Here is a 17,392-nt window from a genome sequence, read left to right as displayed (position 1 = left end):
GGACACAGGTTTACGCAGATGAGCAAGACTTCTCTCGATAAGAGCAAGATCAAGTTCCTTCTTCTCGAAGGGGTCCACCAGAACGCCGTGGACGTCCTCAAGGCCGCCGGGTACACCAACATCGAGTACCTCACCGGTTCCCTGCCGGAAGCCGAGCTGAAGGAAAAGATCGCCGATGCCCACTTCATCGGTATCCGCTCCCGCACCCAACTGACCGAAGAAATCTTCGACTGCGCCAAGAAACTGGTCGCCGTCGGCTGTTTCTGCATCGGCACCAACCAGGTCGACCTGGACGCAGCCCGCGAGCGCGGCATCGCCGTGTTCAACGCGCCGTACTCCAACACCCGCTCCGTTGCCGAACTGGTGCTGGCCGAGGCCATCCTGCTGCTGCGCGGCATCCCCGAGAAAAATGCGTCCTGCCACCGTGGCGGCTGGATCAAGAGCGCGGCCAACTCCTTCGAGATCCGCGGCAAGAAACTGGGCATCGTCGGCTACGGCTCGATCGGCACCCAACTGTCGGTCCTGGCCGAAAGCCTGGGCATGCAGGTGTTCTTCTTCGACCCGCTGACCAAGCTGCCGCTGGGTAACGCCACCCAGGTCACCAGCCTCCACGAACTGCTGGGCCTGGCCGATATCGTCTCGCTGCACGTGCCTGAGCTGCCATCCACCCAGTGGATGATCGGCGAGAAGGAAATCCGTGCGATGAAGAAGGGCTCGATCCTGATCAACGCCGCCCGCGGTACCGTGGTCGAACTGGATCACCTGGCCGCCGCGATCAAGGACAAGCACCTGATCGGCGCCGCCATCGACGTGTTCCCGGTCGAGCCGCGCTCCAACGACGAAGAGTTCGAAAGCCCGCTGCGTGGCCTGGACAACGTGATCCTGACCCCGCACATCGGTGGTTCCACCGCCGAAGCCCAGGCCAACATCGGCCTGGAAGTGGCCGAGAAGCTGGTCAAGTACAGCGACAACGGTACTTCGGTATCGTCGGTCAACTTCCCTGAAGTGGCCCTGCCGGCTCACCCGGGCAAGCACCGCCTGCTGCACATCCACGAAAACATTCCGGGCGTGCTCAGCGAGATCAACAAGGTCTTCGCCGAGAACGGCATCAACATCTCCGGTCAGTTCCTGCAGACCAACGAGAAAGTCGGTTACGTAGTGATCGACGTCGACGCCGAATACTCGGATCTGGCGCAAGAGAAACTGCAACAGGTCAAGGGCACCATCCGTTCCCGCGTTCTGTTCTAAGTTTCAATCGCTGTCGAAGAGGGAGGCCCTGGTGGCCTCCCTTTTTTATTTGCGGGTAAAAACATGAAGTTGCATGATTCCTGCGGAAATATTTCAACTAGGGTTAAACATCTGGGGAAGCCTGCGGTCACAAGGGGCTCTTGACCGGGGCCAAACCAGAAGCCACGGCACCCTGTGTTTAATTGCCAATAAAAAGGGGCTCAGATGCGTTTCATTACCGGGGCACTATTAGCCACCAGCCTGCTTAGCCCGTGGGCACACGCGGATATTTTCGACGAGATCGCCGACCGCAACGAATTGCGCATTGCCATTGAAGCCAATACCCCACCGTTCAACTTCCGTGATACCGCCGGGCAACTCAGCGGATTCGAAGTGGAACTGGGTCAAATGCTCGCCAAGGAGCTGGACGTCAATGCCGACTTTATCGTGGTGGACTCCAGCGAACTTCTGCCGGGCGTGGAAAGTGGCAAGTACGATGTGGCGATCAATCAAATTGCCACTACTCCGGAATTGAAAGAGCGCCTGGATTTCAGTGCGCCGTACAGTTACACCGTTGCCCAGTTGATCGTGCGCCAGGAAGAAAAGCGCCCGTTGCACAACCTCGAAGCCTTCAAGGGGCACAGTCTCGGCGTAGTCCAGGGCAGTTCGTTCGCCGCCCAGGCGCAAAGCGTCGAAGGCGTAGACCTGCGCAGCTACAAGGACGCGCTCCAGCCGATCAAGGAAGTGGCCGACGACCAGATCGACGGCGCAGTGAGTGATCGCTTGCTGATTCCTTATGCGATCAAGGAAAGCAATCTGCCGGTGACCGAGGGGGCCACGGTTGGCCCGGTGCTGAAACTGGCGATTCCGTTCCAGAAGGACAACCCGGCGTTCAAGAGTGCCCTGGATAACGCGCTGCAGCGCATGAAGGACGATGGCCGGCTGGCCGAGCTGTCGAAGAAATGGTTCGGGGTGGATGCCAGCGAGCCGCCCAAGCCTTAGATCCTGGGTGCTGTTGAGGGCCTCATCGCCGGCAACGCCGGCTCCCACAAGGTTCTGTGGTGTACACGGAACCTGTGGGAGCTAGCGTTGCCAGCGATGAAGCCCTGAAACTCAGAGCGAATCCAGTGCCTGGCTCGCCTGTTCCAGCTCCAGCTCACTGAACACCAGCACCCCCTCCCGCCGCAGCAAGGCACTGGTCACCCCCTCGCCCGCGATCTTGTTGCCGCTGAACGCCCCGTCATAGACCAACCGGTTACCACACGACGGACTCCCCGACTTGAGCACCGCCACCCGGATGCCATGCCGCCGCACCAGCTCCAGCGCCAGGCGCGCTCCGGCGAGAAACTCGGCACTGACATCCTCGCCCAGCACCGTCACCACCTGCGCGTCCCCATCCAGCACCGCGCCACCCTGCCCGCCAGGAATCTCCGCAGGCGGACGCGGCGTTGGCAAACCGCCGGCCACTTCCGGACACAGCGGCACCACGCGCCCTTGGCGCTGCCAGGTTTGCAACAGATCGGGATGACCACTGGTGCGACCGTCATAGCGCACCGGCTGCCCCAGCAGGCAGGCGCTCACCAGTACCTTGGCCAGGTCAGAAGGGTTCGTTGCCACGACGGCGGAACCAGCCGGTGACCGAAAGGCGCTCGCGATGAGCCATCAGCACTTCATGGGGCAGGTCGGCGGACATGAACACGATCAGGCTGCCGCCCAGTGGCGGAATATCCCGTTCGCTACCGTCCGCCAGGTAGATGCGCAGCTCGCCACCATCCTCTGCACCCCACGCCTCGTTGAGGTAGATGATCGCCGAGACGGTGCGGCGGTCGTCATCGCGGAAGCGGTCGAGGTGCTTGCGATAGAAAGTGCCCGCCGGGTACTGGGCGAAATGGCACTCGAAATCCTCCAGCCCGAGGTAGAAGTCGCGATTCAACGCCTCGCGCAGGCTGTCCATCAAGGCCAGGTACTGGTCACAGGCCTCGGACTGTCCGGGCTCGATCCAGAGAATATGGTCGCCACGAATGCCCTCGCGGACCTCCTGGCCCTGGCCACGGCCGACCGCCGCCGGGCTCAGCTCGCCTTGCGCGGCGCGCTGCCGGCACTCGGCGGCCAGGGCGCGGGTCAGGGCCTCGGGCAGGAAGACGTCCTGTCGCGACCAGCCCTGGTTGGCGAGGTCGTCGACAATACTGAGGATGTGCGGATCATCGGAGGATATGTGCATGGCGCGCATGGTAACGGGCCGCCGGTCAAACCGACAGCGCCACTTGGTCGCATCGCGTCACGGGCGTCTCGACAAAGCCCCGCAAGGCCACGGACAATAGCCGCCTGCCGACAGGAGTCCTGAATGCGCCGTTTGTTTTTTCTGCTGTTGATGATCTGCACCACGCCTGTCCGGGCAGACTCCCTCGATCAGCTGTACAAGGTCGCCGGCTGGCCTGAGCAGCGGGCCCACTTCTCCGATGCCATCGCCGCCGCCCAGCAGCGCTACCAGAAAAGCCTGCCACCCGCGGTGTTCCAGGCGCTGGTGGACAACAGCAACCAGCGTTTCGAAGCCAAGGCCGTGGATCGCCGCGCCGAAGCCCAGTTGCGCGCCAACCTGAAAGACCCCGCCCCTGCCCTGGCCTTCTTCCAGTCGCCACTGGGACGCAAGATCGTCGCCGCCGAACTGCTCGCCACCCGCCGCGACCAGTTGGCGAAGAACGCCAAGGGCCTGCCGAAGATGCAGGTCAGCGACAACCGCCTGCTGATCGTCGGCCACCTGGCCCAGGCCCTGCCGGCGCGGGAAGCCGGTGCCGAAGTCAGCCTGGCGATTGCCGGAGTTGCTGCCGACAGCCTGAGCCAGATGATTCCCGGCCTGTTCGGCGGCGGCCAGGCCCAGGGCATGCTGGACGGCCAGCGCCAGCGGCTGATGCAGCAGATTGGCGAAGACCTGAACAACACCCTGCTGTATGTCTACCGCGACCTGTCCGACGCCGAGCTGGAGGAGTTTGCCACCTTCGCCGAGTCCGCCGAGGGCCAGGCTTACTACCAGGCCGCTATCGCCGCGATTCGCGCCGGCCTGGCCGTGGGCCAGAGCACCTCGCAGCTGAAATGATCAGCCCAGGCGCTGCTCGATGAACGCGAAGTAGCGCCGGCGGATCTCCGGCAACTCATTGGCCAGGTGATGCCGGGCCTCGGGCAGCATCAGGATCTGCGGCGCGGCGAACTTGCCCTTGAGCACGTCGAGGTTGTAGCGCCAGTCCACCGTCATGTCCTCTTCTCCCTGCACGATCAGCGGCTGGCGCTGGCTACCCGGCGCCGCCTCGATGCGTCGCACCCAGTCGAGTAGCGCGCCGACCCAGGCAGTGGGCAAGCGCCGTGGCTGCAGCGGATCGGCCAGCAGGAACGGCAGGAAAGTCGGATCGTTGCTGTTTTCGCTGAAGCGCCGGGCAATGCCGTTGACGAAGGGCTTGAGCATCCAGTAGCTGAACTTCGACCAGCCCCAGGCCCGCGGCCGCACCAGTGGCGCCAGGAGGATCACCTCGCCAGTCACCGGGCTGCTGTCGCCCCGGTGCAGGAGATGGTCGACCGCAATGGCACCGCCCGTGCTCTGCCCACACAGGTGCCAGGGTTGCGGCAGTTGCAGCGCGGCCGCCTGCTGGAACAGTTCGTCCAGCACCTGCTGGTACACCGCGAAATCATCGATGCTGGCCCGCTCGCCGCTTGACAGGCCATGGCCTGGCAAATCGCAGGAAATCACCGCGAAGTGCTGGCGCAGTGCCCAATCGACCAGATGCCGGTACAGCCCCATGTGATCGTAGAAGCCATGCAGCAGGACCAAGGTCGCCACCGGCTGGTCTGGCAACCACACCTGGCTGACCACGTCGAACCCGGCGCAAGAGAAACCTCCCAGCCAACTGGTCGCGCAGGGCACCCGGTCCAGGCCATAGAAACGCTGGTAGGCCTGGCCCTCGGCCGACAACGGCTGGCGCGCAACCAGCGGTTGCAGGCTGGCACGCAGGGAATCGGCTTGGAACGATGCAGGCATGGAGACTTCCGGAAAGCTGCTGAAGGATTGATCTGCGATATTCATCTGTCGGCGGGGGCATGGCAAGCTGGCCCCCTCTAAATTGCCGGGATTGCCCATGTCGGGGAAAACACTGCTCGCCGCCCTCACCCTGGTCCTCTGCGCCGCTGGCTTGTGGTGGGCCTACGACAACTTCCAAAGCCGCTACCTGCGCCCTTTCGACAACCAGACTGCACTGTTCAGCGGCGACCAGTTGCGCTTGCCGCCCGAACTCGCCGGCCCCGGACCGATCCGCCTGGTGCACTTCTGGGACCCGACCTGCCCGTGCAATGTCGGCAACCAGCAGCACCTTGGCGAACTGATCGAGCAGTACGCCGCGCAAGGCGTGTCGTTCCACGTCGCGCAGAAACCCGGCAGCCACGGCCAACTGCCCGCCAACCTTGCGGCACTGAAACCCATCGCCAACCTGCCCGGCGCCGAGCACCTGCCGGCCAGCCCAGCCGTGGCCATCTGGGACCAGCAAGGCAAGCTCGCCTACTTCGGCCCGTACAGCGAAGGCGCGACCTGCAATGCCAGCAACAGCTTTATCGAGCCGATTCTCCAAGCGCTGGTCCAGCACAGGCCGGTGGCAGTGACACAGACGATGGCCGTGGGCTGTTATTGCCCTTGGAAACCGTGAACCAGGGGGCAACGTCGGCAATCAAGCTGATAACTATTTACATCTTGCAGGAGGCAAGCACCTCGTAGGTTTCGCACATACACGCAAAGGAGCGCCTGTATGTCGAACCACACCAGTGATGTATTACCTGCAACCCACATTCGTGACAGACACGATCTACCCCCATCCGCATACTGGATAGGCCGTTTCGAAGGCCGGATCTACAGCTCGAGCATGCAGTCGGGTGTGATGGTCTTCGAGATCGTTTCGGAATACGAAACGGACAAGGAGAGCATCGATCAGGTCTACGCCGCCAAGCAAAGGTCCCTCAAGGGCGACCTGGATGAGCAGATCCAGAAACTGGCAGGCAACCTGGACGGCCTGCTTCAGGAGCAGATACTCGAACGGCAGGCCAACGCGGCCCAGCATCTGCTGCAGCAGAAATCCTCCGAACTTCCCACCGCACAAACCACCGCAGGACAGTTCTATGGCGGCTCGCCGTTCGGCAAGAGCGCCAATGACTACCTGGGTGTGCTCCTGCGCCCGCACGGCTTCAGCGATCCGAGGCAAAGCTGGCTGGAGTCGTACAGGGCCGCCTATGAAGCCAATCTGCTGACCAGCTCGGTCGACTACCTCACCTCCCGCAGCAAAGGCCTGGCAGTTGCCCGGCAGAACGCCCGGCGACAGGCCGAGCGCGCGACCAAGAAAGAGCAACGACGCGAGCAGCGACTCCACAACGTGGAACTCAGGCTGCTCAACCTTGACCAGGCCCGCCACAAACATGCCTCCAGCCTCCAGGCACTGGAGGAACATCTGCAGCGTTTCACCCGCTACGAAGCGGAAACGCCCCCGACGTCTGCCGAAGAGATCCAACAGGCAATCACGCAGCTTCTGGAGGCGAGAAACGCGCTGCGCACTGCCCGCTTCGAGACCGAGAGCCATGCCTTGCGGCTTGGGGTGGAGCGGCAGGTGTTGCAAGCCGAACTGAGCTTTTCACCACCCGAGGCTGACCGGGCGCGCATCAACGAACAACTGGAACAGAGTGCGCAGGCCATCGCCGCCCATACCGCCGAAAAACCCGAGCTCAATCGCATCACGGAAGATGGCAGCGATAGGGCCATGACGGCAGTGGACAACGCCCAGCGCGAACTTGCCCGCCTGGCAGCCCTGGACGGCAGCGAAGCCCATCAGCGCCCGGTCACGTTCAACCTCTCTACCGGCACGCTACTGCAACCGCAGGTCATCACCCCCGCCGCTTCGTCGATGGCCGCGTTTATCGGCGTGCGCCCGGCACTGAAAACCGCCCTGCAGGCCGTCCGCCCATTGCTCAAGGGAACTCCCAGGGCGTTCGTGGAGGTCGCCTCGCTGCTGCTGTTCTCGCTGCGGCTCGGCCATGACGAGCGTTACGGGCTGAGTATCCCGTTCACCGACCTGCGGGTGGATGTCGACTGGCAAGAGGTGCTGAACCATGTGGGTGAAAGTTTTCCGCTGCCCATGCGGCTCATCTCCGAGCTGATCGGCCAGAACGCCCACGTACAGATTGTTCCGACCGATTCAGAAGACATCTCCGCACAGGTGCCCGTGCGAGCAGCCATCTGGGATCAGGAGCGCGGGGCCTACAGCTTCACCAGCGACGGTCCGGGCGCGATCACCGTGCTCTGGACACCCGAGGTCGAGCCGGGCGACAACTCCACCTCGCTGCCCGTGGAAACGCAGCCCGAGCGGCTTTATCCCGGATTCATCAGCGTTCCATCGACGCCGAAGCTGCTGACCTTTCCCACCGCCTCCGACCTGCATTTCAGCGACTACATCGTCACCTTCCCGGCGGATTCGGGGCTTGAGCCTGTTTACATCATGTTCAAGAGCCCGCGGGATTATGCGGGGGCCAGCACAGGCAGTGGGCGGGATGTTTCAGACTGGGGAGGTGCAGTCTACAGCCCGTCCGGTGCTCCGATTCCCACAAGAATCGCAGATCAGTTGCGGGGGAAGGTCTTCAGCCGGTGGGGCAAGATGCGAGAGGCAATCTGGAAGGCGATTGCCAAGGATCCTGAGCTGAGCAAAAACTTCACTGAAGTAAACCTGAACAAAATGCGTAATGGAGGATCACCGTTTGCAGAAACCGGCTTTGCAGGAAACAAACGAGTCCTGGAGCTGCATCATGTCCATCCAATTGCGGAAGGTGGGGCAGTCTATGACCTGGACAATCTAGCCATCATGACGCCGAAAGCTCATGCCGATGCTCACAAGAAAGGGGAAAAGTAATGGACCTGAAGCCACGCATCGAGGACTACACAGAAGCCGAGTTTCTGTCGCTCGTAACCCTATTGTTCCGGAATGACTCATCACTGGAAGGGCGAGCCTATGAACTGTTCGTAGATAAGGTGCTTCGCCACATCGAAATCATCAGCGAACACCCCAAGGCCTTCCACGTCATATGTTTCCCGGCAGCCGGAGAAGAAGACAGTCCCGAAGGCGTCGTCAAACGCATAAAAGAATGGCGTGTCGCCAACGGCAAACCCGGCTTCAAACCCGCATGAATCAACTCCGCTATCGCTACCTCGCGATGGCGGGGTTTTCTTCCGCTCGAACTTTAACCAGTTGGGACGAATATGAACCTGAAGCCGCACATCGAGGACTATACAGAGGCCGAGTTTCTGCAGTTCGTGACGTTGTTTTTTGACAATAGCTCTGCCCTTCAGGGTGAAGAATATGGGGCATGGATCAAGGGGCTTATGCGCCATTTCCGCACAGTTACCGAACATCCAGGAGGCTCTGACGTTATCTGCCACCCCGGCGAAGGCGAAGAAGACAGTCCAGAGGGTGTGGTTAAGCGCGTGAAGGAATGGCGCGCCGCCAACGGCAAGCCTGGCTTCAAGTCCGCCTGACACAAAAGCGACGCGGCAACGCGCAGGATTCCCCACCACCGTCGCCCCCGCCGGCACATCCCGGGTCACCACGCTGCCGGCGCCGATGATCGCATCATCCCCCACCGTCACCCCGGGCAGGATGATCGCGCCACCGCCAATCCACACATTGCGCCCGATCTTCACCGGCTTGCCGCTCTCCAGACCGCTGCGTCGCAGGACCGGGTCACGCGGGTGGTCCGCGCCATAGATCTGCACCGCCGGGCCGATCTGACAGTCGTCGCCGATGCTGACGCTGCAGATGTCGAGGATCACGCAGTTGAAGTTGATGAATACGTTGGCACCGATCTCGATGTTGTAGCCGTAGTCGCAGTAAAACGGCGGGCGGATCACCGCACCCGCACCTACCCGGCCAAAGTGCTCGACCAGCAGCCCATGGCGCTGTTCGTTGAGCAGGTCGGTGGAGGCGTTGTAGCGCTGCATCCAGAGCTTGTTGGCGATCTGTTCGGCCTGCAGTTCCGGGCAGGTGGCGCGATACAGCTGGCCAGTGAGCATCTTCTGTTTTTCGCTAAGGTCCATTGGTCATCACTCCTGGCTGATCTATCGGCTGGCAAAGTCTATCCTCTGTCCGATCATGACCGACTCGCTGTCTGAAAGATCCCCAAGGAGCTTCGATGAAACGCAGTCTCACCCTTCTCGCCGTTGCCATCGCCGTCGCGGCGGCCGGTGGCGGTTATCTGTATGTGCAGGGCAAGCAGCCGCAACGCGACGGCGAGATTGCCCTGACGAAGCTCCAGGCGCCGGTCAGCGTGCGCTATGACGAACGCGGCGTACCGCATATCCAGGCGCAGAACGAGAGCGATCTGTATCGCGCCCTGGGCTACGTGCATGCCCAGGACCGCCTGTTCCAGATGGAGATCACCCGGCGCTTGGCCCGCGGCGAACTGGCCGAGGTACTGGGACCGAAGCTGGTCGCCACCGATACCCTGTTCCGCAGCCTGCGCATCGGCGAGCAGGCGCAGGCGATGGTCGCCCGCCAGGACAAGCAGTCCCCCGCCTGGAAAGCCCTGCAGGCCTACCTCGACGGGGTCAACGCCTGGCAGGACAGCCACCCGAAGCCCATGGAGTTCGATGCATTGGGCATCAGCCCGCGCCCCTTCACCGCCGAGGACACCCTGAGCATCGCCGGCTTCATGGCCTACAGCTTTGCTGCCGCGTTCCGCACCGAACCGCTGCTGACCTTCGTTCGCGATCATCTCGGCGAGCCGTACCTGAAAGTCTTCGACCTCGACTGGCACCCCGGCGGCGCGTTGCAGCAGGCCCCGGCCCTGAGCGATGCCGACTGGAAGTCCCTCGGCCAACTGGCCCAGGCCAGCCAGCAAGCCTTCGGCGAGGCCGGCCTGCCGCAGTTCGAGGGCAGCAACGCCTGGGCTGTCAGCGGCAGTCGCACTCGTAGCGGCAAGCCGTTGCTGGCTGGCGATCCGCATATCCGCTTCTCGGTACCCGCCGTCTGGTACGAAGCCGAGCTGTCGGCGCCGGGCTTCCACCTCTACGGCTACCACCAGGCGCTCAACCCCTTCGCCTCCCTCGGGCACAACCGCGAGTTCGGCTGGAGCCTGACCATGTTCCAGAACGACGATGTCGACCTGATCGCCGAGAAGGTCAATCCGGACAACCCCAATCAGGTCATGGTCCATGGCCAATGGCAGGACATGACCCGCAGCGAGCAGCGGATCAAGGTCAAGGGCGAGGCCGAACAGACCGTTACCTTGCTGCGCTCGCCCCACGGCCCGATCGTCAATACGGTGCTCGGCCAGGATGCCGGGCCGACGCCGGTGGCCATGTGGTGGGCCTTCCTGGAAACCGAGAACCCGATCCTCGATGGTTTCTACGAGATCAACCGCGCCAGCTCCCTGGACGCCATGCGCAGCGCGGTACAGAAGGTCCAGGCGCCGGGGCTGAACTTCGTCTGGGCCAATGCCCGTGGCGATATCGGCTGGTGGGCGGCAGCGGCCCTGCCGATTCGCCCGCAAGGCGTCAATCCGGCCTTTATCCTCGACGGCAGCAACGGCCAGGCCGACAAGTCCGGCTTCTACCCGTTCAGTGTCAACCCGCGGTCGGAGAACCCGGCCAGCGGCTATATCGTCTCGGCCAACTTCCAGCCGCCTTCGCCCACCGGCGTACCGATTCCCGGCTACTACAACCTGCCGGACCGCGGCCGCGAGCTGGACCGGCAACTGGCCGACGACCAGGTGAAATGGGACCTGCAAAACAGCCAGGCCCTGCAACTGGGCACCACCACCGACTACGGCCCGCGCACCCTGGGCCCTTTGCTACCGGTGCTGCGCCAGGTGGTCCAGGATGCCAAGGGCCGCGAGCTGGTCGAGCAACTGGCGGCCTGGCGCGGCGACTATCCGCTGGATTCGGTCAGCGCCACCCTGTTCAACCAGTTCCTCTACGAACTGGCCTATGCGGCGATGCACGACGAGCTGGGCGATGCCTGGTTCCAGGCGCTGATCTCGACCCGGGTGATCGACGACGCCCTGCCGCGCCTGGCCGCCGATGCCGACTCACCCTGGTGGGACACCCAGGGCAGCAGCGAACGCGGCAGCCGCACGGCGGTGGTCAAGCAGGCTTGGGACAAGACACTGGCGCATCTGGGCGAGACCTTCGGCAAGGACCCGGCGGGCTGGCAGTGGGGCAAGGCGCATACCCTGACCCACGGTCATCCGCTGGGCATGCAGAAGCCATTGGACAGGCTGTTCAATGTCGGGCCGTTCGCCGCGCCGGGGACTCATGAGGTGCCGAACAACCTGTCGGCGAAGATCGGGCCGGCGCCCTGGCCGGTGACCTACGGGCCGTCGACGCGGCGGCTGATCGACTTCGCCGATGCGGGCACGGCGTTGAGCATCAATCCGGTTGGGCAGAGCGGGGTATTGTTCGATCGGCATTACAGCGATCAGGCCAAGCCGTATGTCGAGGGGCAGTACCAGAGGGCCTGGTTGGGGTTGGCGGGGGAGACGGAGGGGACTTTGCGGTTGGTGCCGGGCAAATAGCCATGCACCGGTGTTGAGGGCCTCATCGCCGGCAACGCCGGCTCCCACAATGCCCGGGTCGCCTCGGACATTGTGGGAGCTGGCGTTGCCAGCGATTGGGCCTCGGATCAGGCCTGGGCCGGACGGCGCACCTCAGGCTGTTTCCAGCCATCCGCCGCAGCTTCCTCGATCGCCTGCTGGATCGCGCGCTTGCGGCGCTCTTCGGCACGGCGGCTGAAGTACCAGACGAAGAAGGTCGCCAGCGATACCGCCAGCAGGATCAGGCTGGCCACGGCGTTGATCTCAGGCTTCACGCCCAGGCGCACCGCCGAGAACACTTCCATCGGCAGGGTGGTGGAACCCGGACCGGACACGAAGCTCGCCAGTACCAGGTCGTCCAGCGACAGGGCGAAGGACATCATGCCGCCCGCCGCCAGCGACGGCGCAATCATCGGGATGGTGATCAGGAAGAACACCTTCCACGGCCGCGCACCCAGGTCCATGGCCGCCTCTTCAATGGACAGGTCCAGCTCGCGCAGGCGGGCCGACACCACCACCGCCACATAGGCCGCGCAGAAGGTGGTGTGGGCAATCCAGATGGTGACGATGCCACGCTCCTGCGGCCAGCCGATCATCTGCGCCATGGCCACGAACAGCAGCAACAGCGACAGACCGGTGATCACCTCAGGCATGACCAGCGGCGCGGTGACCAGGCCACCGAACAGGGTACGGCCCTTGAAGCGGGTGACCCGGGTCAGCACGAAGGCCGCCAGGGTGCCCAGCGCCACGGCGGCGATCGCGGTGTAGCAGGCGATCTCCAGCGAGCGCATCACCGAACCCATCAACTGGGTGTTGTCGAGCAGGCCGACGTACCACTTCACCGACCAGCCGCCCCAGACCGTCACCAGCTTGGAGGCGTTGAACGAGTAGATCACCAGGATCAGCATCGGCAGGTAGATGAACAGCAAGCCGAGGACCAGCATTACATTGGAAAATCCGACGCGCTTCATGCCCGGCCCTCCATCTCTTTCGCCTGGCTGCGGTTGAACAGCAGGATCGGCACGATCAGGATCACCAGCATCACCACTGCCAGGGCCGAGGCCACCGGCCAGTCACGGTTGTTGAAGAATTCCTGCCAGAGGACCTTACCGATCATCAGGGTCTCGGGACCACCGAGCAGCTCAGGAATCACGAACTCGCCCACCACCGGGATGAACACCAGCATGCAGCCGGCGATGATGCCGTTCTTCGACAGCGGCACGGTGATTTTCCAGAAGCTGTTGAAACGGCTCGAACCCAGGTCCGACGCGGCTTCCAGCAGGCTCTGGTCATGCTTCACCAGGTTGGCGAACAGCGGCAGGATCATGAACGGCAGGTACGAATAGACCACGCCGATATACACCGCCAGGTTGGTGTTGAGGATCTGCAGAGGCTGGTCGATCAGCCCCAGCCACATCAGGAAGGCATTGAGCAGGCCGTTGTTGCTGAGAATGCCCATCCAGGCATAGACGCGGATCAGGATCGCGGTCCAGGTCGGCATCATGATCAGCAGCAGCAGGACGGTCTGGATGTCCTTGCGTGCATTGGCGATGGCGTAGGCCATCGGGTAGCCGATCAGCAGGCACAGCAAGGTGCTGAAGAAGGCCATCTTCAACGAGCCCAGGTAGGCCGAGATGTACAGCTCGTCCTCGGTCAACAGGCCGTAGTTGGCCAGGTTGAGCACCACCTGGATCTTGTCCTCGACGTAGCTGTAGATCTCGGTGTACGGCGGGATCGCCACGTCCGCTTCAGCGAAGCTGATCTTCAGGACGATGAAGAACGGCAGCATGAAGAACAGGAACAGCCACAGGAACGGAATACCGATGACGACATGGCGTCCCTCGGGCGTTATGCGGTTGAGCGCTCGCTTGAGCTTGCGCGGGCTCATGAGCGCAGTACCACGCCGCTGTCGTCTTCCCACCAGACGTAGACTTCATCGCCCCAGGTCGGACGCGAGCCCTGGCGTTCGGCGTTGGCGACGAAGGACTGGACGATCTTGCCGCTCGGCAGCTCGACGTAGAACACCGAATGGCCGCCGAGGTAGGCGATGTCGTGGACCTTGCCGCGCGACCAGTTGTATTCGCAGGTCGGTTGCTGCGCGGTGACCAGCAGCTTCTCCGGACGCAGGGCGTAGGTGATCGACTTGTCTTCCACCGAGGTGGTGACACCGTGGCCGACGTAGATCGGGCGCTCCAGCTCCCGGCTGGCGATCAGCGCATGGCCTTCGGCGTCGTCGACCACTTCACCCTCGAACAGGTTGACGTTGCCGATGAATTCGCAGACCAGGCGGCTGGTCGGGGTCTCGTAGACGTCGATCGGGCTGCCGATCTGGGCAATCCAGCCGAGGTGCATGATGGCGATGCGCTGGGCCATGGTCATGGCCTCTTCCTGGTCGTGGGTCACCATCACGCAGGTCACGCCGACGCGCTCGATGATCTCGACCAGCTCAAGCTGCATCTGCGAACGCAGTTTCTTGTCCAGCGCACCCATCGGCTCGTCGAGCAGCAGCAGCTTCGGCCGCTTGGCCAGGGAGCGGGCCAGGGCCACACGCTGGCGCTGACCGCCGGAGAGCTGGTGCGGCTTGCGCTTGGCGTACTGGGTCATGTGCACCAGCTTGAGCATCTCGGCCACGCGGGCTTCGATCTCGGCCTTGGGCATCTTGTCCTGCTGCAGGCCGAAGGCGATGTTCTGCGCCACGGTCATGTGCGGGAACAGCGCATAGGACTGGAACATCATGTTGATCGGCCGCTCGTAGGGCGGCATGTCGGTGATGTCGACGCCATCGAGGAAAATCCGCCCTTCGGTCGGACGCTCGAAACCGGCGAGCATGCGCAGCAGGGTCGATTTACCCGAGCCGGAACCACCGAGCAGGGCGAAGATCTCGCCCTTCCTGATTTCGAGGGAGACATCGTCCACCGCGACGGTTTCGTCGAACTTCTTCGTGACCCGATCGATCTTGACCAGCACCTGCTTGGGTTGCTGGTCGCCTTCGAGGGCTTTCTTATAGGCGCCGGAGGCAACTGCCATGTGTGAAACTCCCAACAGAATGTTCTGCACCCGCCCCTGCCGTGGCGGGTCCGGATTTGTTATTTACCCGACTTGACCTTGGTCCAGATGCGGGTCATCAAACGCTGCACTTTGGGCGGCAACTCGGAATTGACGTACAGCTTGTCGATCACTTCCTGCGGTGGGTAGACCGCCGGATCCTTGCGGACATCCTGGTCCATCAGCTCGCCAGCCCTGGGGTTCGGGTTGGCGTAACCGACGTAATCGCTGACCTGGGCGATAACCGCAGGTTCGAGCAGATAGTTGATGAAGGCATGGGCCTCCTTGACGTTGCCGGCATCCTTGGGGATGGCCAGCATGTCGAACCAGAGGTTGCCTCCTTCCTTGGGAATCACATAAGCCACGTCCACTCCCTTGCCCGCCTCTTCGGCGCGGGCCTTGGCCTGGAACACATCGCCGGAGAAGCCGGCGGCCACGCAGATGTCGCCGTTGGCCAGGTCGGAGATGTACTTGGAGGAGTGGAAGTAGGTCACGTAGGGGCGAATGGCGAGGAGCTTGTCCTCGGCCTTCTTGTAATCCTTGGGGTCTTCGCTGTTGGGGTTGAGCCCCAGGTAATTGAGCATCGCCGGCAGCATTTCGTCCGCCGAGTCGAGGAAGGCGACGCCGCAGCTGGAGAGCTTCTTGATGTTCTCCGGCTCGAACAGGGTGGCCCAGGAGTCGATCTTGTCGGTGCCCAGCACCGCCTTGACCTTCTCGACGTTGTAGCCGATGCCGTTGGTGCCCCACAGGTAGGGCACGGCGTACTGGTTGCCCGGGTCATTGCGCTCAAGGCGCTTGAGCAGGGCGGGATCGAGGTTGGCAAAGTTCGGCAGCTGGGCACGGTCGAGCTTCTGGAACGCGCCGGCCTTGATCTGCTTGCCGAGGAAATGGTTGGACGGCACCACCACGTCATAGCCGGTGCGACCGGCCAGTAGCTTGCCTTCCAGAGTTTCGTTGGAGTCGAAAACGTCATACAGCGGCTTGATGCCGGTGGCCTTTTCGAAGTCCGCGAGGGTGGTCTGGCCGATGTAGTCCGACCAGTTGTAAATGTGCACCGTGGGCGCCGCTTGGACGCTGCAAGCCAGCGTCAGACCCGCTCCAGCCAGAACGGCCTTGCGAAGTAGGGAAATAGACAAGTGGGAGGTCCTCTACATTTAGTGCCCGTGTGGCGAGCGGCAGACATGACTGCCGGATCACCGAACCGGCGCGCAACTTACCTTCGATACACCCATCCAGCAAAAAAAATTTCTGTCGCAGCCGTCAAGGACGCGGCTTGCGCCGCGCCCCATGGCTCAGATCGGCTTATTTGCCCGACTTGATCTTGGTCCAGCTGCGGGTGATCTCGCGCTGGGCCTTGGCTTCAGGCGCGGCGATCGCGTACAGCTGTTTCTTCACTTCAGCCGGCGGATAGATGCTCGGATCGCTGGTGATGTCCTTGTCGACGAACTCGGTCGCCGCCTTGTTGCCGTTCGGGAAGCGCACGGCATTGGTGATGCCGGCCATGATTTCCGGCTGCATCAGGAAGTCCATGAACTTGTAGGCAGCTTCGACGTGCTCGGCATCCTTCGGAATGGCGACCATGTCATAGAAGGTACCGGCGCCTTCCTTCGGAATGACGTAGTTCAGCTTGACCTTGTCGCCGGCTTCGTGGGCACGGGCCTTGGACTGTTCCAGATCACCCGAGTAGCCCACGGCCACGCAGATGTTGCCGTTCGCCAGGTCGGAGATGTACTTGGAGGAGTGGAAGTAGGTAACCGATGGACGAATGCTCAGGAACAGCGCCTCGGCCTTCTTCAGGTCGTCGGACTTGGTGCTGTTGCTCGGCAGGCCCAGGTAGTGCAGCGCGGCCGGGATCATCTCGGTCGGCGCATCGAGGAAGCTCACGCCGCAGCTCTTGAGCTTGGCGATGTTCTCGGGCTTGAACACCACGTCCCAGGAGTCGATCTTGTCGACGCCCAGCGCGGCCTTGACCTTCTCCGGGTTGTAGCCGATGCCGATGCTGCCCCACATGTACGGGAAGGCGTGCTTGTTGCCCGGGTCGCTGGCGTCGCCGACGGCCTTGAGCAGGTCTTCGTCGAGGTTCTTCCAGTTCGGCAGCTTGGAGCGGTCCAGCTCCTGGTAGACGCCGGCCTTGATCTGCTTGGCCAGGAAGTTGTTGGACGGAACCACGATGTCGTAGCCCGACTTGCCGGCCAGCAACTTGGCTTCGAGGGTTTCGTTGCTGTCAAAGACGTCGTACTTGACCTTGATGCCGGTCTGCTGCTCGAACTTTTCAATGGTGTCCGGAGCGATGTAGTCCGACCAGTTGTAAACGTTCAGCACCTTGTCTTCAGCTTGAACAGCAGAGGCCATGGCACCCATGAGGGCCGCAGCCAGCAACGTCTTGCCCATTTTCTTCATGCGTTAATGCTCCAGAATTTTTATAAAGCCATCTGTTCCGCGGCCGGCCCTGTCGGCGCCAGGGAGCGACTGAAACAGTCGCTAGTCTGGCAAGATCCAAGGCGCTCTTTCAACGCCT

At 62.6% G+C, this 17,392-nt stretch carries 15 protein-coding genes and 1 pseudogene; 7 read left to right on the top strand and 9 right to left on the bottom strand.

Annotation, left to right across the window (positions count from 1 at the left end):
• Window positions 1-18: 18 nt before the first annotated feature.
• Both serA and ACODSK_RS03515 read left to right on the top strand, forming a co-directional pair.
• The gene (serA, locus tag ACODSK_RS03520; RefSeq protein ID WP_489013919.1) at window positions 19-1,248 is read left to right on the top strand and encodes a phosphoglycerate dehydrogenase; all 1,230 of its coding nucleotides are present in this window, start codon (window positions 19-21) and stop codon (window positions 1,246-1,248) included.
• 204 nt (window positions 1,249-1,452) lie between these two features.
• Window positions 1,453-2,229, top strand: a complete 777-nt coding sequence (locus tag ACODSK_RS03515; RefSeq protein ID WP_489013917.1) for a transporter substrate-binding domain-containing protein — start codon at window positions 1,453-1,455, stop codon at window positions 2,227-2,229.
• A gap of 111 nt (window positions 2,230-2,340) precedes the next feature.
• Here the strand turns inward: ACODSK_RS03515 and ACODSK_RS03510 are convergent, their stop codons facing one another.
• Both ACODSK_RS03510 and ACODSK_RS03505 read right to left on the bottom strand, forming a co-directional pair.
• The gene (locus ACODSK_RS03510; RefSeq protein ID WP_489013915.1) at window positions 2,341-2,844 is read right to left on the bottom strand and encodes a 2-thiouracil desulfurase family protein; all 504 of its coding nucleotides are present in this window, start codon (window positions 2,842-2,844) and stop codon (window positions 2,341-2,343) included.
• On the bottom strand, window positions 2,825-3,457 hold the full coding sequence (locus ACODSK_RS03505) for a 2OG-Fe(II) oxygenase (protein WP_489013913.1): 633 nt from the start codon (window positions 3,455-3,457) through the stop codon (window positions 2,825-2,827). Before ACODSK_RS03505 ends, ACODSK_RS03510 begins: the two co-directional genes overlap by 20 nt.
• A 114-nt stretch (window positions 3,458-3,571) precedes the next feature.
• Between ACODSK_RS03505 and ACODSK_RS03500 the strand changes: the two genes are divergently transcribed.
• A complete protein-coding gene (locus ACODSK_RS03500) occupies window positions 3,572-4,321 on the top strand; it encodes a DUF2059 domain-containing protein (RefSeq protein ID WP_489013912.1) in 750 nt (249 codons plus the stop codon).
• Here ACODSK_RS03500 and bipL read toward each other — a convergent pair whose 3' ends face one another.
• Window positions 4,322-5,254 carry a phospholipase BipL gene (gene bipL / locus ACODSK_RS03495; protein ID WP_489013910.1) on the bottom strand — a complete coding sequence of 311 codons (933 nt, stop codon included), beginning with the start codon at window positions 5,252-5,254 and terminating at the stop codon, window positions 4,322-4,324. It lies immediately after the preceding gene.
• Between the two features lie 97 nt (window positions 5,255-5,351).
• On the opposite strand from bipL, the gene ACODSK_RS03490 reads away from it, so the two are divergent.
• From ACODSK_RS03490 to ACODSK_RS03480, 3 genes are all read left to right on the top strand, one after another.
• Window positions 5,352-5,912 (top strand): DUF6436 domain-containing protein, encoded by a 561-nt coding sequence (locus ACODSK_RS03490; protein WP_489013909.1) that lies wholly within the window; start codon window positions 5,352-5,354, stop codon window positions 5,910-5,912.
• A 99-nt stretch (window positions 5,913-6,011) separates the two neighbouring features.
• On the top strand, window positions 6,012-8,153 hold the full coding sequence (locus ACODSK_RS03485; protein ID WP_489013907.1) for an S-type pyocin domain-containing protein: 2,142 nt from the start codon (window positions 6,012-6,014) through the stop codon (window positions 8,151-8,153).
• Entirely contained in the window at window positions 8,153-8,428 is a 276-nt protein-coding gene (locus ACODSK_RS03480; RefSeq protein ID WP_489013905.1) for a bacteriocin immunity protein, read from the top strand. Before ACODSK_RS03485 ends, ACODSK_RS03480 begins: the two co-directional genes overlap by 1 nt.
• 366 nt (window positions 8,429-8,794) lie before the next feature.
• On the opposite strand, the pseudogene ACODSK_RS03475 reads toward ACODSK_RS03480, so the two are convergent.
• A pseudogene (locus ACODSK_RS03475) lies at window positions 8,795-9,334 on the bottom strand (sugar O-acetyltransferase); the annotation flags it as partial.
• Window positions 9,335-9,429: 95 nt separating this feature from the next.
• Here ACODSK_RS03475 and ACODSK_RS03470 point away from each other — a divergent pair.
• Complete coding sequence (locus tag ACODSK_RS03470; protein ID WP_489013903.1) at window positions 9,430-11,811, top strand: penicillin acylase family protein; 2,382 nt, start codon at window positions 9,430-9,432, stop codon at window positions 11,809-11,811.
• A 107-nt stretch (window positions 11,812-11,918) separates the two neighbouring features.
• Here ACODSK_RS03470 and ACODSK_RS03465 read toward each other — a convergent pair whose 3' ends face one another.
• The 5 genes from ACODSK_RS03465 to ACODSK_RS03445 all read right to left on the bottom strand — a co-directional run bounded on the left by ACODSK_RS03465 (window position 11,919) and on the right by ACODSK_RS03445 (window position 17,274).
• Window positions 11,919-12,800, bottom strand: coding sequence for an ABC transporter permease subunit (locus ACODSK_RS03465; protein WP_489013901.1), 882 nt, complete (start codon window positions 12,798-12,800; stop codon window positions 11,919-11,921).
• Window positions 12,797-13,717 (bottom strand): ABC transporter permease subunit, encoded by a 921-nt coding sequence (locus tag ACODSK_RS03460; RefSeq protein WP_489013900.1) that lies wholly within the window; start codon window positions 13,715-13,717, stop codon window positions 12,797-12,799. Before ACODSK_RS03460 ends, ACODSK_RS03465 begins: the two co-directional genes overlap by 4 nt.
• On the bottom strand, window positions 13,714-14,856 hold the full coding sequence (locus ACODSK_RS03455; RefSeq protein WP_489013898.1) for an ABC transporter ATP-binding protein: 1,143 nt from the start codon (window positions 14,854-14,856) through the stop codon (window positions 13,714-13,716). Before ACODSK_RS03455 ends, ACODSK_RS03460 begins: the two co-directional genes overlap by 4 nt.
• 59 nt (window positions 14,857-14,915) lie before the next feature.
• Window positions 14,916-16,010, bottom strand: coding sequence for a polyamine ABC transporter substrate-binding protein (locus ACODSK_RS03450; protein WP_489013897.1), 1,095 nt, complete (start codon window positions 16,008-16,010; stop codon window positions 14,916-14,918).
• Window positions 16,011-16,176: 166 nt separating this feature from the next.
• Window positions 16,177-17,274 carry a polyamine ABC transporter substrate-binding protein gene (locus ACODSK_RS03445; RefSeq protein ID WP_489013896.1) on the bottom strand — a complete coding sequence of 366 codons (1,098 nt, stop codon included), beginning with the start codon at window positions 17,272-17,274 and terminating at the stop codon, window positions 16,177-16,179.
• Window positions 17,275-17,392: the final 118 nt, after the last annotated feature.

It is taken from the genome of Pseudomonas sp. FG98 (genome assembly GCF_057808595.1).
Note: the sequence above shows the minus strand (reverse complement) of the source record. Positions and strands in the feature narration are given on the sequence as shown.

Bases quoted from the DNA above. Each gene is read 5' to 3' on its own strand.
- serA (WP_489013919.1), top strand. From the start codon at position 19: ATGAGCAAGACTTCTCTCGATAAGAGCAAGATCAAGTTCCTTCTTCTC.
- ACODSK_RS03515 (WP_489013917.1), top strand. From the start codon at position 1,453: ATGCGTTTCATTACCGGGGCACTATTAGCCACCAGCCTGCTTAGCCCG.
- ACODSK_RS03505 (WP_489013913.1), bottom strand. From the start codon at position 3,457: ATGCGCGCCATGCACATATCCTCCGATGATCCGCACATCCTCAGTATT.
- ACODSK_RS03500 (WP_489013912.1), top strand. From the start codon at position 3,572: ATGCGCCGTTTGTTTTTTCTGCTGTTGATGATCTGCACCACGCCTGTC.
- bipL (WP_489013910.1), bottom strand. From the start codon at position 5,254: ATGCCTGCATCGTTCCAAGCCGATTCCCTGCGTGCCAGCCTGCAACCG.
- ACODSK_RS03490 (WP_489013909.1), top strand. From the start codon at position 5,352: ATGTCGGGGAAAACACTGCTCGCCGCCCTCACCCTGGTCCTCTGCGCC.
- ACODSK_RS03485 (WP_489013907.1), top strand. From the start codon at position 6,012: ATGTCGAACCACACCAGTGATGTATTACCTGCAACCCACATTCGTGAC.
- ACODSK_RS03480 (WP_489013905.1), top strand. From the start codon at position 8,153: ATGGACCTGAAGCCACGCATCGAGGACTACACAGAAGCCGAGTTTCTG.
- ACODSK_RS03470 (WP_489013903.1), top strand. From the start codon at position 9,430: ATGAAACGCAGTCTCACCCTTCTCGCCGTTGCCATCGCCGTCGCGGCG.
- ACODSK_RS03465 (WP_489013901.1), bottom strand. From the start codon at position 12,800: ATGAAGCGCGTCGGATTTTCCAATGTAATGCTGGTCCTCGGCTTGCTG.
- ACODSK_RS03460 (WP_489013900.1), bottom strand. From the start codon at position 13,717: ATGAGCCCGCGCAAGCTCAAGCGAGCGCTCAACCGCATAACGCCCGAG.
- ACODSK_RS03455 (WP_489013898.1), bottom strand. From the start codon at position 14,856: ATGGCAGTTGCCTCCGGCGCCTATAAGAAAGCCCTCGAAGGCGACCAG.
- ACODSK_RS03445 (WP_489013896.1), bottom strand. From the start codon at position 17,274: ATGAAGAAAATGGGCAAGACGTTGCTGGCTGCGGCCCTCATGGGTGCC.